Origin of the sequence: Schaalia sp. ZJ405 (assembly GCF_011038885.2) — a bacterium.
Taxonomy (GTDB): Bacteria; Actinomycetota; Actinomycetes; order Actinomycetales; family Actinomycetaceae; genus Pauljensenia.
This window is the reverse complement of record NZ_CP064952.1, coordinates 1,921,566-1,937,967: the sequence shown is the minus strand read 5'-3', so window position 1 is coordinate 1,937,967 and position 16,402 is coordinate 1,921,566. Positions and strand designations below refer to the sequence as shown.

The window sequence follows — 16,402 nt, the reverse complement described above, 5'->3', positions numbered from 1 at the left end:
CCTAGTTGTCTATTGATGGAGGTCGAGTATCCGTGGAGCGGAGAGTGAGGCCAAGGGTGCCTGTCCGTGCGTGTCCGAGGATTGTTCCCTGGTCTTGACTGTTCACCACGAGATCGACCTGGATCGGTTGTGCCGTATCCCATTGGGATGCGTCACCGTCCTTCATAGAGACTATGCGTACTTTGCCGGCCAGCAAAAATGCAGAACAGCTAGGGTCGTCACAGTTTTCTGGGATCGCCCAGACATCAACGAAGTCTCCGGGAGCTATGTCGGGCAGGTGAATCCGTTCGAGGACAACGGAAATCTGTGCGTGGTCGCGTGAAAGTTCGCGCCCAAGAACTGACCCGCTGACCAGGGATTCTGTGATGATTGTCCCCTGTGTGATTGCGGGCCCATCCCATACGTCGGGGAGCTGATCGCGGGTTAACGCATCCGCCGGGGCTGCGTTGGGTGGAACCGTGACGTGGGTTGTTGCCGCTGGGGAGAGTCGATCACCGGTTTTCAGATTGCGTGTTGCCACGACAACACTGGTTCCCGGACTTGTTGGGCGCAGGAACCAGATCACGGTGGCAACGACGAGTGCGGCAGCGATCCCGATGAGAATTTTGCGTATCACGGGCCATGCGGTGAAGAACTCCATGTCGCCAAGGATGACTCCGGTGAGGTTTCCTGTCAGCCGCACTACGCGTTGCTGTGGATGGAGCCGAGCGTTGGCCGATCCTGGTGATAGGAACGCATGTGGAGAGTTCTTGTGGACAGAATCAGTGGGGGATCGGGGCCTGTGGATGACGGCTGTCATGCCGATTAAAGATCAGCGCACGCGATGGTGTGATCACCCCATCAACGGGGAGATCATGTGGTTGGCGAGGCAGAGTTCCGGCGTCGAAAAACTCCTCGTCAAACACCGCGGCAACGATGGGAACTGTGGGGGTGGCAAATTGGAGGGCTCTGTCGTACCAGCCCCCGCCCTGACCAAGTCGGGTGCCGGATCGATCAACAGCGAGTGCGGGAACAAGGATGATGTCCGCTTGTGCGAGTGCGTCGGGCCCTTCGTGTGGTTCCTTCGGCTGGGCGGGCCCCGTCAGAGGCGTCTCCAAAGGAGAGCCCGGGGTGTGGAATCCCCACGTGGGTTCGGTGTACCGTCCGATGTCATTGACGAGGACGGGCAAGATCGAGCGGGCACTGGCATCGATGATCGCGGAAACATCAGGCTCTTGGATCGTTGGAACGTAGAGCGCAGGCAGTGAGGGGTGTGGAAGAGCGAGAAGATTCACGAGCCGTTCCCAGGAGCGTGCGAATGCGTGTGCCTGAGAAACCTCGCGATGATGTGCGCTATCTGCGCGTGCCGACCGGATCCGGCGGCGCCACTGGTGTTTTAAGGATGAGAGTTCATCGGTGGGATGCGCGCCGGATGAGGCGCGCTCGTCCTCGTTCATGAAACCTTCGTTCATGAAACCCTTGGGGAGAGAAGAAGCTGATTCGTGGTGACCCGTCACGTCACCGAGTATTCCAGGAGTTCATCGCGTATTCCATCAGGTGTTCGCAGGTCTGCCCAACGGATGTTTTCCGTGGACATGGAATGTGCGACGTGACCGGGCGCGGATTGACACCTCCGGGCACCCCTTTCGCGCACGTGAGACGGCGTGTTGGGAGTCCAGGCTGCGTCCGGGATGAAGTGGCCGCCCAGCGATGCCGGGACGCCGATGCACAGGACTGAGTGAGCTTCGCGTCAAATGTAGGGGTGCTCGGCTAATGTGGATGACATGACGAACACTCCTTGCCCCGTGATCCATGCCGTTGTGCCCGCAGCCGGTCGTGGCACGCGGTTCCTTCCGATCACGAAGTCGGTTCCCAAAGAGATGCTGCCGATTGTTGATCGTCCGTCCATTGAATACATCGTCAGGGAAGCCACAGACGCAGGAATCTCCGACGTGCTTTTTGTGACGCGCGCAGGCAAGAACGCGATCGAGGACTATTTCGACGACGAACCCGGCTTAGAAGCGGACTTGGAACGGGCAGGTAAAGCGCAAGCGCTTGAACAGGTTCGCCTCCATCGCGGTCTTGCTCGCGTTCATTCGGTTCGTCAAGGGCATCCGCTGGGCTTAGGACATGCGATTTTCCAGGCGAAACAGCATGTGGGAGACCATCCTTTCGCCGTGCTCCTTCCCGACGACCTCATGGAACCGGGGTCGCGCTTGCTCTCGCAGATGATCCAGGTGCGGCAGGCTCTGGGCGGCAGCGTCGTTGCCCTCCTCAAGGTCACTGCGCAGCAGGCAACGGCCTATGCGTCAACAGCGGTCGAAGTGATTGATGTTCCGCACGGTGTCGACGTTGAACCTGGCAAACTCATGCGAATCACCGACGTCGTGGAGAAACCGCCGATTGACCAGGTGAAGTCGGAATACGCGGTTGTTGGTCGCTACGTCCTCGACCCCGCGGTATTTGATGCTCTGGAAAACCTCGGTCCCGGGGCCGGCGGAGAAATTCAACTCACCGACGGTTATGCCCAGATGATTGATACCGATCCTGCCCAAGGTGGAGGCCTTTACGGTGTGGTCATCGATGAACGGCGTTTCGATACGGGTGACAAACTGGGTTACCTCGCTGCAAATGTCGAACTCGCCCTTGAAGACCCGACACTGGGCCCCACATTCCGGTCATTCCTCGAAGAGAAACTCGGGAAGTAAACATCATGCGTTCTGTTGCTGACTTTTACCAAGACTGTATTGCTGCTGTCGGACAGCAGCCACCCCTCGAAGTTCAACTTGCCGATGCCGTGTCGTGCGTCCTCGCCGAAGATGTCCAGGCTCCGTTCGACCTCCCCGTTGCCGATCTCGCGGCGCTTGACGGGTACGCCGTGCGTTCCCAGGATCTTGCCGGAGCCCGCCCGGATGCACCGGTGTCGCTGTCCGTCACTGAGGAGATCCGCGCCGGAGATGTCAACCCAGCAGCCCTCATCGCCGGGACAGCGATCCGCATTGCGTCGGGAGCTCCCGTTCCGACGGGTGCTGACGCTGTTGTCGCTCTCGACTTCACCGATCACGGGATCTCCACAGTCGCCGTGCGAACACAACCGGCAGTGGGAGAAAACATTCGGCGTAAAGCAGAGGACGTTGCCGAAGGCCATATCGTGCTGCGCAAGGGAACACGTGTGGGTGCTCGACAGGTGGCTCTGCTGGCAGGAGTGGGACGCTCACACGTCCTCGTTCATCCACGTCCGCGCGTCGTCATCCTCTCGATCGGTGACGAAGTCGTTGAACCCGGACGCCCCGCACGTCCCGGCACAGTATTCGACGCTAACGGGCATGCGCTGTCAACGGCGATTGCCGACGCCGGAGCGCAGACCTTCCGTGTTGCCGCCGTGCCAGACGAAAGGAATCGTCTGCGTGAAACCATCGAGGATCAGCTGGTTCGTGCCGATCTCATCCTGACAACCGGGGGAATCTCCTACGGCTCAGGCGACACCGTTCGCGAAGTGCTCGGCGCACTCGGAACCGTGCGTTTCGATAACGTCGCTGCCTGGCCTGGGCACATCCTCGGAGTTGGGTACGTCGGTGGTGACCGTGAAGGGGAGGAGGGCACGCCGATCTTCTGTCTCCCGGGTGACCCTGTGTCCGCTCAGGTGTGCTTCGAGGTATTTGTCCGTCCGGCTCTGCGGCATATGCAGGGATGGACGGTGCTCAACCGACCGAGCGTTCGTGCAGCCGTCGATCGGTCGTGGTACTCGCCTCGTGGTCGCCGTGAGTTTGTTCGTGTGCGGCTCGTGGGTGATCCAAAGGTGGGGTATCAGGCGCGCGTCATGGGTGCTCCTGCGTCGCTTCTCCTGTCGGCTCTGGCGGATTCTAATGCGCTCGCGGTTGTTCCCGAGGAGACGACGAACGTTCGGGCAGGGGATCTTCTCCAATGCTTAGTTCTGGATTAGCGTCTCCTGGATCGGTGCCTTCGTGGGGGTGGCGTCCTCGTCCTCGGATCTGGGGGCGCCCCTATTCTCAGTGGGAGTATGTTGTCACTGAGCCGGCGGAACGCGGCTTTATTCAGCCGGCATTTATGGTGCCTCCGAGCGGGTCGTGGGATCCCCAATCCTTGACGATCCGTCCCTTGGTCGGGCGTGAGCATGCGCGCCTCGACGATGTCCGTCGATCTGATCGGGAATGGTTGGGACCGTGGGAGGCAACGCTACCGCAGGGGTCGCCGGAAATAATCCCGACGATCGCCCAGTATCAGCGTGCGTCGGATCGTCAGCAACGTCGCGGCTCACTCCTGGTCATGGGGATTTTCGCCGATGACGCAATCATCGGCCAATACACGGTGTCGAATGTTGTACGCGGGTCGATGTCGCAGGGACTCATGGGCTACTGGGTGCTCTCAGATTGGGCTGGCCGCGGGGTCGGGTCGCTCGGTGCGGCAATCGTCATTGACGCCGTCATTGGCGAGGCCGGGCTCCATCGGCTCGAAGTGTGTGTGCGCCCAGAAAATGCCCGTTCTCTTGCGCTGTGCCGCAAGCTCGGTTTGTACGAGGAGGGTGTGCGTCCTCGGTACATGAACATCGGGGGACAGTGGGCCGATCACGTGGCATTTTCGATTGACTCGGAGTCCTACCCGGATGGGGGATTGGTGCGGTCTGTGTGGGGGCGCAGTATCGACGAATAGGTCGTGCTGCGTGAGCGACGTGTTGCTGTGTGGTTAGTGCAGATCAGCGCCTTGTTGAGCTGGGTCACGAGTGCCTGGTGTTACAGATGTGACTACTGGTGAAATTGGGACAACGTTGCGGCGATCTCGTCCGTCAACACGCGAAACAAACACCGAATTGAGCATCCTTAAACCCGTACTGTTGATTCGTGGAGTATGGGGGACTGATCATCATCGCGGCATTCGTCGTGATTCTGACGGCAATGCCGCAACTTGTTGCACGTCGAGAAGCGATCACTCAATCACGAGAAAGTGACCGATTCTCCAGCCGTCTCAGGCTCCTGAAAACGACAGCCGATGCAGCGCACGACTGCGACCAAGCAGGGGGGCCACTGCTTGGTCAGAAACGCACGGTCGTGCAGAGTGGAGATGTCATGGACAGCGTCGAAAACCAGCGACCCAACATCCGGGTTGATCGCGTGAACAACCAGCACGTGCGAGACGTTGCACGCCTGCGCGCGAAACGCGCCGCCCGAATCGCCAACGAAACCGCCGCTGCGCGCCGACGCATGGTGACCTCCGGTGCGCTTGCCATCGTCACACTGCTGGTCTTTATCGTTGCGGTCACAACGCCTCTGAGCTGGGCATGGTCACTTGTTCCCGCGGGAATTCTCGCAGGATCTCTTGTCGCCTCGCGTTACGCCGCCATCCGCTCTGAGAAAACCAACAGGGAAGAGATTGAGACACTTCTTGAACTGCGCGACAAACTCTCTCGCGGGTCAGGTGCGCGCTCGTCCTCGTCCCCAGAAACCCTGACTCCTCGCGTGGTTGAGGGCACCTCCGAGAGGGCCGAGGACGAGGTCCACTCACCGGAAACCCTACGTGACGAGGACGTGGACACCTTTGAGGCCTCGGACGTATCCGCGAATGAGGAAGGTGAGGCGGAGCTGACACTCTCGGCTGAGGATGTATCCTCGACGGCCAACGTTTCCCGCGTTGAAGACACCGATGAGCAGGGGCCCGCTCCCGAAGCAACCGTTGAGCGTCGCGGCTGGACCGTGTCGAACATTCCAGCACCGATGTACGCCATGCGTGGGCGAATCTCCGCGCGCACTGTCCATTCGGATACCGACCTGCGCGGCATCCCGCGAGTTGAAGCCTCAACACCGGCGCGACCCGTTGAAGCCAGCACCCCTGCGACGGTGCGGTCAACGGAGCAAGTGGTTGCTGATCAGGAAGTTGTTCTTGATCTTGACGCGGTTTTGGAATCTCGACGCGCGCAGTAAACACCGTCAACGCGGTCTGATCGCCGTGAACTGACGGTGTAGTGGTGGCGGTTCGTTCGTTGGTCCTGGCTGCCGAACTGTGTGGGTGTTGCCTGTTCCACGATTTCGATTTCGCCTTTGATGGGCTAAGAGTGGTAAGCTCTTACCCGTCCTTGGGGCTATGGCGCAGTTGGTAGCGCGTCTCGTTCGCAATGAGAAGGTCGGGGGTTCGAATCCCCCTAGCTCCACAAGTTCCTGCTGGTGTTGATACAACTTCGCGCCAGCAGGTTTTGTTTTGTCAAAGTGCGCCAAATTTTGGGTTAGCGGACTTTTCGTGTTGGTTTTTGGGTTGTTTTTCGTTGGTATGGCGGGGGAAAGTCGGTGTTGAAGTTGGTGGTTTCCAACTTGCGTCGCGGACATTTTGTGTTGGTCGGTGGGTGTGTTTTGGTTGTGGTTGCAGTGAATAGTTGGCGTTGAAGTTGTTTTTTCTGATCGTTGAGGAATGAATATTCCTCGATGTGAAGTTTGTGGTCTTGTGATGACGCGGTATGGGTACACGTCTCGTGGAACTCAACGGTGGAGGTGTCGCGCGTGCGGCGTGTCACGGGTGGGGCGCATTGATAACACCGCGAAGCTTCTTGAGCGGTTTTTGAAGTGGCTGACATCGGGTGAACTTCAAAAGAACATGCCAGGGGCGGGACGAACGTTTAGGCGTAAGAACGAACGCTTGTGGCAGTTATGGCCTTTTTGTCCCGTCGTTGACGAAGTCCACCCAGTCGTCTTCGTTGATGGCCTGCATTTGGGCCGTCAAGCGGTCGTGTTGATTGCCTGCACCAACGAACACGTGCTGGGCTGGTATGTGGCTCGTAGTGAGAACTCCAGGGCGTGGGGTGCGCTTATGAGCCGCATCGCCCCACCCGATGTGGTTGTCACTGACGGCAGTGGTGGTTTTGAGAAAGCTCGCCGCCAACATTGGCCCGACACTAGTGTCCAACGATGTGTCTTTCATGTATTCATGAACCTGACCACAGCCACCACACGCCATCCACGCCTACCAGCCTCTCAAGAGCTTCGCCAGCTCGCCCTAGCGCTGTTGAAAGCTAAAACACCCCAATCGGCACGCCAATGGATCCGCGACTACATGGACTGGCTTCGCCGCTGGGAGGCATTCCTTGCCCAACGCACCGCAACCCCCAATGGAACCCTCGAATACACCCATGCGCGCCTGGTTAAAGCCCGAAACTCCACCAACAAAATCCTCGCAGACAAACGCTTATTCACCTTCCTTGACGACGAATGGGACATCACCATGCCATCAACCAATAACCGCATCGAAGGAGCCATCAACGCACCCCTACGCCAAATGCTGCGCGATCACAGAGGCATGAGCCTAACCCGACGCATCAAAGCGATCTTCTGGTGGTGCTACATGCACAGCCCAAACCCGCTACCACCAGCACAACTCCTCAAAACCTTCCCCACTGACAGCGACATCGAAAACACCTACCACCACGCCACCCAACACCACCAAACCGCCACATCAATCCCCCAATGGGGCGACGCAATCGTCTGGGCAGAAATCCACCACACCACCCCATACACAAATCGATGGGACTAAAGCCCCAACACAACAATTGAAACCTAAACTACCAACACATTTTGTCCGCTAACCCCAAATTTTGGCCTATAGCCCTCCTATTAGCCCCAAATTTTTGCGGGTTAATAGACGAAATATGGGTCTAATGCTCGAAGTATTCAGGGCTCGGGTAGGTAGCCTTGGATAGACGTAACCCCGGCGATTCAGCCGAAGCTGGTGATCGTTCCGGGGTCTTCGATTGCCATTTTACCGTAGGAGGTGGATGTGTCAATGACGGGTTGGAATAGTGCGCATGTGGTGCATCTGCTTTCTGAAGACCGCATGGGCACGTACATCACCGCTGCTGACGGTGACCTTGGGCTTATATGACAGATCCCGTAGTCGTGTCTTCGTGCGCGTCAGCCTGGAGTCTGCGCACTTTGAGTAGTGGAACATGCTTTATCCTGCCCGATGGATCCTACTGTATCCCACTCAAACTCCAATGCGTATCCCTCCGACTAGAAGTCAGGTAGGGCGGTGTGGAGAAGTTCTTGCGTGCTGGCGAGGACATCTTCCCAGGTGATGTCTTGTGCCCAGTTGTAGCGTCGGCTGTACTGGTTCCATAGCTCACGCATGCTTGTGCTGGCTGAGATGGAGTTCATGATGCCTGGGACTTGGCGGACTAGTGGCATGCTGTTGCGGGTTTCCATTGTGGCTAGGAAAGCTGCCTGTAGTTCGGTGGGATCGAGGTGGGTGCCAAACGTGTGGGTGAGGGCGTAGAGATCGTAGAAATCGCGCATTCGAGTATTGAACGTTGCGCGCGACAAGACAGTTTGGAGTTTCTCGGCGATGATCGTTGCCGTGGGGTAGACCAGCATGGGGATCGGTTCAGCAAACATTGCTTCAAGCGAGGTTGTCACTGCTGCGGGAGTGATGGTATGTCCGGTAGAGATGTCGATTTTGACTGGTGTGGTGGTGCCGTCGAATATGGCGTTAAGGTGGGCTCGAATACCGGGATAGTCGGCTTCTTCCATGATTTCCTCAAGTCGTACCAGCACAAAGGAGACGCTGTCTCCGGTGTCAATGCTGAGAGTCTCGTCGATAAATTCCTGGACGCCGCTGAGGTTGAGTGGCAGGTCGTACATGGTGGTATCGATGTCCATTGTGGTGCGCAGGTTGACTCCGACGAGGTAGGAGATCAACATACCTCCCTTGAGGATAAACCGATCCTGGTAAGTAGAGCGAGAAACTCGATCCAAGAATCGTTCCATCATGTAGATCCGCAACAATACGCGTGGATCAATTCCGCGTTCACGTGCGATGTCTTTGATTCGTCCTTTGAGTTGGGCTGCGCTGGTGATGGTCATAGCAAAACTTTCAGATACTGAGTGACCAGTCCGCTCATCCCCAACTTCTCGGCATATGAGGAGAGTAATCCAAGCTGCTTGTCGCTTCGGCGCACATAACTTTGCAGTGCGCTAGTGAGGACTTGCGGATCGATGCTAGAACGGGATCGTAAGACATCACAGATGGTGCGCTCAAGGTTGTAACACGGCACTGTGTGTCCGTCGGGCGTGGTCGCGTCGGTTTTGCCCATGTCGAGCAAGTCAGGCTTGATATAGAACGCCTGCACTCCTGTCTCGCGTAGCGTGGAGGCGTTATAGCCCGATGGGACTGTGACTGATAGTGATGCCGGTTCCCGGTCGGTGAGTGAGTGGACAAGTAACGCACTATGGTGGGAAAAAACTGCTCGTGGCCAGCGCAGCGAGGTCAGCCACATCTCATCGTGCCATCCATTGGGATCGGCATAAACGCCCTTTGAGAGGCGGTCCAATCCACGTCTGCGGACGAACGTATAGACCGTTGGTGCGCTAATGCCCAGCTTGATAGCGGCAGACACACGTAACACGCCATCGTTGGCTTGTACAAGTTTTTCCAAGGCATTTTGGGGCATCACACCATCACCTCCTTTACTTTCATGCTTATTTTAGCATCGAACTACGCATGAAAGAAAAGTTTGGGTGGGGTATAAACCAAGCTTGCGCTCGCCTGAACTCGTTTGGCCCCCACTCCATAGGCAGCTGCATCCAGCCTGCCTCTAGATGTGTCCGCTATGTCCCCTGCATTATTCGCTGATGCTAAAGACCTATTTTGTGCTCGTTGTGATTCATTGTGAGCATCTATTTTCCTTGACTTGTGTGGGTTATGGCTGGCCAGGGTGCTCCGCGCTCGCTTCGGCGAATCGCACTCTCAATGAACGTTACAAGTACCCTCGTGGCACTCGCCTTGCAATGATCCTGCAGGCACCTCTCGTTCGATAGTGGTGGTTCCCCTTTTTTGGGTCAATTCCCAAAAGTGAATGTGAACGTTTTGTTTGTGGGGGTGGTAACTCTGTGCGATGCGCCGGTGCCGTGACAATCTGTCTGAAGTTCCACACCTAACTGGTGTCGGTCTATGTAGTCAATGAACGACTGGATCGATGTGGGATGCAACCCTCCGGAAGACTAGTGAGTTGGAGCACAGTTTGCAGACAAAGGTTACTTTTTAAGCGACACTGTGTGAATGAGGCCACAAGGTCTCAGGTTTCAAGGAGGAAACATGAGAAGAAGATTTGCAATCATCGTTGGATTAGCTGTCGCGGCTCCCCTCACTCTTCTGGGAGGACTATCTTCTGTGGAAGTGGCCAATGCTGACGCAGGAACCTCGTATACCCGAACTGTTGTGGAAACGGCCAGCATAGACGAGCGTGCCGAAGCTTTGGGACTGAGTCTTACTGATGGTGTTGTGCCAACTGCCAGTCAAAGTTATGCCCTCCAGCTCCCTTATTCGCTTGCTGCTAGCCAAGGAGGGGCGCATCTGGATCTGTCTCAGTGGAAGGGGTACACGTTTGCTTTAGATGACGCGACTCAATCACTTTACATTTCCAACGCTGACAGGGAACTGGTTGGAGTCGTTACTGAATTTTACGGTATAACCAGCACCGGTGAGGTGCGGCCAGCCAAAGCAGGTCTGGATGATCATATTCTTCGGTTGATGAGCTCATCGCCTGAGGTGACCCACTACAGAATCGATTACTTTGATGCAACAGCACCGGACTCCGTGGCTGGCGTGGGACAGTGGAGGGCAAGTCTGATTAGGGTTCCCTCGAATTACGTATATGACCCCAAGCGTGGGGCACTTCATGACTATTGCACAAGTTCACCAGACGAGTTTCCGAACCCCTCCGGTCCTAACGCTGACTTCCGCGGCCCGTGCGCTATTCATGATATGTGCTATGAACGTAAGGGGTGCGCGTCTCGGTCTTGTGATGCTTCACTGCTTCTCAACTTGCGGAACAACTGCATGGTCACGTATTCAAAAGGTGCGACACAGGCATCTTGTCTGGCGACTGCTGGCGTATATTACGGCGTGGTGACAGCGGTTCACGTATTCAACTCTTGCGCATGAAATGTGGATGATCTAAATGAAAATACGTTATTTACCTGCAATCTCCTCGTTGGTGCTTGTCGCCATATTTGCTGTGCTCTGGTTCTATGCATTGCACACCACTAGCGGAGCTCCGACCTGGGCACAATGGCTCATCGCGCTACTCATTTTCAGTGTGTCGCTTGTGGGAATTGGTGCGGCCCTGAAGACGGGGAGTGGCCTGGCAGCAAAGCTTGCATACGTGATCGGTGCGCTCCTCGTCGTATTCGGTGCCGGCTCGTTCTATGTACTCACCGCCCTCTCGACGATTAATGTCTTTGGAGGACTAGCCATTCTTGGGGGATTGGTCGTTGCTCTTGTTGCTTCGGTGATTATCGCCATGCGGGATCGCACTGAAGGGTGATAGGCCGTGGTTGTGTGAGCAACAAAGGTGTCCGCCTTTACCGCACTCAATGCGATAAAGGCGGATATCGCTGTCTAGTTCCATTTGTCGGCTAGAGGAGCGCTTGCTCGCATCGGCTTCTACAGGATGACTGTTGGAACGGGCCTGTCCTCTGTATTGTTGACACTTTATCTAGTGGGTCTGCGGGCCTGTGAGGCAGCTCAATCGCTTGTCCAACTGGTGCAACCACAGGATGCGAGGGTATTGTTATATACCGACTAACCGTCCAGTAGGTTCAGTTCGCAGAGTTTGTAATGAAATTGGAGTGCTGCGACATGAGTTCCATCGCTTCTGATCAGGTGTCGTCAATCTACATTGATGAATCCGGCAGCCGTAACAGTAGCGGCGGTTTCTTTGTTGTCGGTTTCGTCAAGGTCCGTAATCCTGGATCGCTTTCGCGCGAAATCCGAGCACTTCGACAGTGGCACAAGTACTACAACGAGATCAAGTTTTCTTCCATCACTGGAGAGAATATCCAGTTCTATTTCGATCTCGTTGAGGTGATCGCAGCAGTGGACATTAGAGTTGGAGGGTCCGTCTATGACTCTGTCTCTGGTTTCTCCGATGACGTACCCACCTGGGAGCAACAAGCGAGAATGGCTGAGCTTCTCGTTAAAGGGAACACTAACCGAGGTGAATTGGTCAACGTGTTCTTAGACCTCGTTTAGACTCCTCAAGGGAAAACCATTGCAGAGCTCGTCCGTAACCGCGTCAATCGTAGATTTGGAACCCGGGCGGTTGTTGAAGCATATGATGTCGATTCGCGTGCTATGGATCTGGTGCAGGTTGCGGATATCGTCGCCGGTTCCATTGCCTACGCCCGTAGGAACAGTGTCCCAATCCCTGAAGGGAAAAAGCTCTCGCCGAAGAGGCGTGTTTCTGCCCGTTTCCGCAGGGCTCTTGAACTCGACTCTTTCGACGATGTTCGAGCAGGAAAAGTTAACATCTTGACCATACGAGGCCAGAAAAATGACCCTATGCCAGTTGATGCTCACAGCATTTCTGTGAATAATGAGACTTGCTGACGGCCTTGGTCTGAATTGCCAGCACCCGTCAGTCAGGCTACAAGTTGTAGACCTGCAAAGCATCGAGGTTAGGGTGCGTACATACTCCCGGAAAGCCGTTCGACTCTGAGTCGGGCGGCTTTCCTTCGTTCATCCGCCTTATAAGCCCAAGCTTTGGGGGTTAGCGGACTTTTCGTGTTGGTTTTTGGGTTGTTTTTCGTTGGTATGGCGGGGGAAAGTCGGTGTTGAAGTTGGTGGTTTCCAACTTGCGTCGCGGACATTTTGTGTTGGTCGGTGGGTGTGTTTTGGTTGTGGTTGCAGTGAATAGTTGGCGTTGAAGTTGTTTTTTCTGATCGTTGAGGAATGAATATTCCTCGATGTGAAGTTTGTGGTCTTGTGATGACGCGGTATGGGTACACGTCTCGTGGAACTCAACGGTGGAGGTGTCGCGCGTGCGGCGTGTCACGGGTGGGGCGCATTGATAACACCGCGAAGCTTCTTGAGCGGTTTTTGAAGTGGCTGACATCGGGTGAACTTCAAAAGAACATGCCAGGGGCGGGACGAACGTTTAGGCGTAAGAACGAACGCTTGTGGCAGTTATGGCCTTTTTGTCCCGTCGTTGACGAAGTCCACCCAGTCGTCTTCGTTGATGGCCTGCATTTGGGCCGTCAAGCGGTCGTGTTGATTGCCTGCACCAACGAACACGTGCTGGGCTGGTATGTGGCTCGTAGTGAGAACTCCAGGGCGTGGGGTGCGCTTATGAGCCGCATCGCCCCACCCGATGTGGTTGTCACTGACGGCAGTGGTGGTTTTGAGAAAGCTCGCCGCCAACATTGGCCCGACACTAGTGTCCAACGATGTGTCTTTCATGTATTCATGAACCTGACCACAGCCACCACACGCCATCCACGCCTACCAGCCTCTCAAGAGCTTCGCCAGCTCGCCCTAGCGCTGTTGAAAGCTAAAACACCCCAATCGGCACGCCAATGGATCCGCGACTACATGGACTGGCTTCGCCGCTGGGAGGCATTCCTTGCCCAACGCACCGCAACCCCCAATGGAACCCTCGAATACACCCATGCGCGCCTGGTTAAAGCCCGAAACTCCACCAACAAAATCCTCGCAGACAAACGCTTATTCACCTTCCTTGACGACGAATGGGACATCACCATGCCATCAACCAATAACCGCATCGAAGGAGCCATCAACGCACCCCTACGCCAAATGCTGCGCGATCACAGAGGCATGAGCCTAACCCGACGCATCAAAGCGATCTTCTGGTGGTGCTACATGCACAGCCCAAACCCGCTACCACCAGCACAACTCCTCAAAACCTTCCCCACTGACAGCGACATCGAAAACACCTACCACCACGCCACCCAACACCACCAAACCGCCACATCAATCCCCCAATGGGGCGACGCAATCGTCTGGGCAGAAATCCACCACACCACCCCATACACAAATCGATGGGACTAAAGCCCCAACACAACAATTGAAACCTAAACTACCAACACATTTTGTCCGCTAACCCAGCTTTGGCGTCTAGGCCAGCTTCTGGCAATGCAATGGCTCGGATCCTGGGGGCGACGATGGTCTGTCGATGATTCGTCGCACGAGGTCGCACACGTATTTATTGTGCGCGGTTTATTGCCTGCGGCGCGGGCGGACAAGTGAGAAAAGTGAACCGACAGCGTTCGCGACTATTCCGAGGACGCTATAAATGATGCCGTAGATCAGAGCGGAGTCGTTGAAAAATAGAAACATCGGGAGTAGGAAACAGATCAGTGGGGCGAGTGCCCAGAGGAAGCTCCATCCCTCTTTCATGCCATCCCACGCGGCTACGTCGATGGTGATGAGCGGCAGGATGAGGAACAGAATCGCCAGCCAGGAAGACTTCGCTCCATCCCAGGTACCTGTGGGGTGGGTGATGCTGAGGGTGCGGGTGATGCCAAGGAGTATCGCGGGCAGTATCAGATATGCGGCGAAGAGTACAGCGATGCGTATCCATGTTGACTTCGTCGCCCATCGCATGTGGCCAATGGTCGCACAGAAAGGGCGCACAATCAGGGGAATGGTGCGCAATCAGGGAAATAAGGTGCTCCCGACCGAGATTGAGTCCCTCAGACTCAATCTCCGGTTGCGGCTCTGACCAGACCAACTACACTGAAAGACGTAGGTAAGCCCGGATCGTTACGGAAGACAGAAGCGACCGCCACAGGTGGTGCTCAATCACGAAGATGGGGGAGTGTCAGCGTGGGTGCAACGTCTTCCGGACGAAACAGATAGGAGATCCACATGGCTGAGTACTCACAGGTTGTCAATAAGGCGCTACAGCAGGCGCTCGTCGACCTCACGGACCTTTCACTGCTGGGCAAGCAGGCACACTGGAACATTGAGGGCTCCCGATTCCGTTCCCTCCACCTCGCGCTGGACGAGATCATCGACCAGGTGCGTCTCGACGCGGACGAGGTTGCTGAACGTATGGCTGCTCTCGACATGATCCCTGATGCGCGCTCCGCCACGGTCGCGTCGCAGTCGGGAGTCAAGCAATTCGACGGGACCAAATTGAAGGTCGACGAGGTCTACAGCCAATTCCAAGAAATGCTCATGGGTGTTTCTGATCGCATCAAGGCCACTCTCGATGAGGTTGACGAGGTCGATCACCTCTCCAACGACCTGCTCATCGGCATCGCCGCCGGTCTGGAAAAGCAGGCGTGGATGCTGCGAATGGCTGCTCAGGGAGACTGAGTTCTTGTCGTCGTTCTCGACGTGACGATTGGGGTGTCGCTGTGGCGGCACCCCAATTGCGTTGCCGGATTCACAGATGATCGTTCACGTCGACGTCATCCCGCGGGACTGTTGCCGATGGGGTGGCTGCACAAGCTGGAATCTGTTCAGATGCCCCGCCAAAGCATCGGCCGACAGTGGCTAAGTGGGCGCGTGTGGACGATAATCAACGTATGGCGCTTTCAGATCTTTCCGCATCCACGCAGGACTACTTAAAGGCCGTGGCGTCCCTTGCCGAATGGTCTGATGAGCCTGTGACCCCGAAGAAAATTGCTGAGCGAACGGGCCTGAAGTTGTCGTCCGTATCGGACGCGATCCGTAAGTTATCCGGCCAGGGTCTCGTCAACCATGCGCCCTATGGTGCCGTTGCGCTCACCGACGAGGGACGCATGTACGCCTTGGCGATGATTCGTCGCCACCGCCTCCTTGAGACATTCCTTGTGACGACTCTGGGGTATTCGTGGGATGAGGTTCACGAAGAAGCCGAGAACCTTGAACACGCGGTCTCGGACCTCCTCGTCGAACGCATTGATGATCTCCTCAATCACCCGACACGGGATCCTCACGGTGATGTCATTCCGCGAGCCGACGGATCCGTTGACGAGGCCGCCGAGAATGCCTCTCCTCTTTCCCTGGTCACTCCCGGTGGGGACTTCATTGTCGAACGCATCGACGATTCCAGTGCAGAACTCCTGAAGTTCCTTCAAGAACACGGGGTCACAGTTGGTGAGCGTCTGACTGTTGGCGAGAGTGAACCTTTTTCCGATGCGATGACGGTAACGGTATGTACCTCGGGTCAAACGTTGTCGCTGGGGGTGTCGGCAACGGCGCGCGTGTTCGTCAGTCCCGCGGGGGCGGTCACCTCCGCCTGAGAGTGCCGAGGTGATTGACGAGGACGAGCTCGCCCTCGCCAATGATGATGACGACGCCGGGCCGGCGATGTCGCATGGGGAGGGGAAAACCGACTAAACTGTGAGCGCCCCAATAGCTCAGTCGGTTAGAGCAGCGGACTCATAATCCGTCGGTCGCCGGTTCAAGCCCGGCTTGGGGCACCACAAGAAAACGGCCTGGAATCAACGAAAAGATGGCCTGTGTCGCTTCGCGTGAGTGGCGGGTGAGTATCGAGAGCAAGCTGGAGAGCACTCAGCGGCCTGATTGCGTGAAGATGAAGCCTGTCCGGTTCATGCCAGCGGCGACAGGGTACGTGCATGTGTGCCAGCGTCCGCTCACAGTGGCTCGCCCACAGATGCTCGTGATGGATGACATCTCA

General features: G+C 56.3%; 15 protein-coding genes and 2 tRNA genes. 12 read left to right on the top strand and 5 right to left on the bottom strand.

Annotation, left to right across the window (positions count from 1 at the left end):
* Position 1: 1 nt before the first annotated feature.
* The gene (locus G7Y41_RS08205; protein ID WP_165315567.1) at positions 2–682 is read right to left on the bottom strand and encodes a CpaB family protein; all 681 of its coding nucleotides are present in this window, start codon (positions 680–682) and stop codon (positions 2–4) included.
* Between the two features lie 79 nt (positions 683–761).
* Positions 762–1,451, bottom strand: a complete 690-nt coding sequence (locus G7Y41_RS08200; protein WP_165315566.1) for a 5-formyltetrahydrofolate cyclo-ligase — start codon at positions 1,449–1,451, stop codon at positions 762–764.
* 312 nt (positions 1,452–1,763) lie between these two features.
* Between G7Y41_RS08200 and G7Y41_RS08195 the strand changes: the two genes are divergently transcribed.
* The 6 genes from G7Y41_RS08195 to G7Y41_RS08170 all read left to right on the top strand — a co-directional run bounded on the left by G7Y41_RS08195 (position 1,764) and on the right by G7Y41_RS08170 (position 7,512).
* Complete coding sequence (locus tag G7Y41_RS08195; protein ID WP_196819492.1) at positions 1,764–2,687, top strand: UTP--glucose-1-phosphate uridylyltransferase; 924 nt, start codon at positions 1,764–1,766, stop codon at positions 2,685–2,687.
* A 5-nt stretch (positions 2,688–2,692) separates the two neighbouring features.
* Positions 2,693–3,922: a molybdopterin molybdotransferase MoeA gene (locus G7Y41_RS08190; protein ID WP_165315565.1), complete on the top strand. Its 1,230-nt coding sequence runs from the start codon at positions 2,693–2,695 to the stop codon at positions 3,920–3,922.
* 14 nt (positions 3,923–3,936) lie between these two features.
* Positions 3,937–4,650, top strand: a complete 714-nt coding sequence (locus G7Y41_RS08185) for a GNAT family N-acetyltransferase (RefSeq protein ID WP_331272600.1) — start codon at positions 3,937–3,939, stop codon at positions 4,648–4,650.
* Between the two features lie 188 nt (positions 4,651–4,838).
* Positions 4,839–5,915 (top strand): hypothetical protein, encoded by a 1,077-nt coding sequence (locus G7Y41_RS08180; protein ID WP_165315564.1) that lies wholly within the window; start codon positions 4,839–4,841, stop codon positions 5,913–5,915.
* Positions 5,916–6,069: 154 nt separating this feature from the next.
* Positions 6,070–6,142, top strand: a tRNA-Ala gene (locus G7Y41_RS08175).
* Between the two features lie 254 nt (positions 6,143–6,396).
* Positions 6,397–7,512, top strand: a complete 1,116-nt coding sequence (locus G7Y41_RS08170) for an IS1249 family transposase (RefSeq protein ID WP_196819491.1) — start codon at positions 6,397–6,399, stop codon at positions 7,510–7,512.
* A gap of 476 nt (positions 7,513–7,988) precedes the next feature.
* Here the strand turns inward: G7Y41_RS08170 and G7Y41_RS08165 are convergent, their stop codons facing one another.
* Both G7Y41_RS08165 and G7Y41_RS08160 read right to left on the bottom strand, forming a co-directional pair.
* Positions 7,989–8,837 carry a nucleotidyl transferase AbiEii/AbiGii toxin family protein gene (locus G7Y41_RS08165; protein WP_165316443.1) on the bottom strand — a complete coding sequence of 283 codons (849 nt, stop codon included), beginning with the start codon at positions 8,835–8,837 and terminating at the stop codon, positions 7,989–7,991.
* Positions 8,834–9,424: a type IV toxin-antitoxin system AbiEi family antitoxin domain-containing protein gene (locus G7Y41_RS08160; RefSeq protein ID WP_165316444.1), complete on the bottom strand. Its 591-nt coding sequence runs from the start codon at positions 9,422–9,424 to the stop codon at positions 8,834–8,836. Before G7Y41_RS08160 ends, G7Y41_RS08165 begins: the two co-directional genes overlap by 4 nt.
* 1,509 nt (positions 9,425–10,933) lie before the next feature.
* Between G7Y41_RS08160 and G7Y41_RS08155 the strand changes: the two genes are divergently transcribed.
* From G7Y41_RS08155 to G7Y41_RS08145, 3 genes are all read left to right on the top strand, one after another.
* Positions 10,934–11,299 (top strand): hypothetical protein, encoded by a 366-nt coding sequence (locus G7Y41_RS08155; protein ID WP_165316442.1) that lies wholly within the window; start codon positions 10,934–10,936, stop codon positions 11,297–11,299.
* 314 nt (positions 11,300–11,613) lie between these two features.
* Entirely contained in the window at positions 11,614–12,006 is a 393-nt protein-coding gene (locus tag G7Y41_RS10100; protein ID WP_231367278.1) for a DUF3800 domain-containing protein, read from the top strand.
* Between the two features lie 699 nt (positions 12,007–12,705).
* The gene (locus G7Y41_RS08145) at positions 12,706–13,821 is read left to right on the top strand and encodes an IS1249 family transposase (RefSeq protein ID WP_196819491.1); all 1,116 of its coding nucleotides are present in this window, start codon (positions 12,706–12,708) and stop codon (positions 13,819–13,821) included.
* Positions 13,822–13,989: 168 nt separating this feature from the next.
* Here the strand turns inward: G7Y41_RS08145 and G7Y41_RS08140 are convergent, their stop codons facing one another.
* A complete protein-coding gene (locus G7Y41_RS08140) occupies positions 13,990–14,376 on the bottom strand; it encodes an iron ABC transporter (protein WP_165316051.1) in 387 nt (128 codons plus the stop codon).
* A gap of 264 nt (positions 14,377–14,640) precedes the next feature.
* Here G7Y41_RS08140 and G7Y41_RS08135 point away from each other — a divergent pair, with 264 nt between their 5' ends.
* The 3 genes from G7Y41_RS08135 to G7Y41_RS08125 all read left to right on the top strand — a co-directional run bounded on the left by G7Y41_RS08135 (position 14,641) and on the right by G7Y41_RS08125 (position 16,187).
* Complete coding sequence (locus G7Y41_RS08135) at positions 14,641–15,093, top strand: Dps family protein (RefSeq protein WP_165316052.1); 453 nt, start codon at positions 14,641–14,643, stop codon at positions 15,091–15,093.
* 212 nt (positions 15,094–15,305) lie between these two features.
* A complete protein-coding gene (locus tag G7Y41_RS08130; RefSeq protein ID WP_165316053.1) occupies positions 15,306–16,004 on the top strand; it encodes a metal-dependent transcriptional regulator in 699 nt (232 codons plus the stop codon).
* A 106-nt stretch (positions 16,005–16,110) separates the two neighbouring features.
* Positions 16,111–16,187: transfer RNA gene (locus G7Y41_RS08125), tRNA-Ile, on the top strand.
* Positions 16,188–16,402 lie beyond the last annotated feature (215 nt).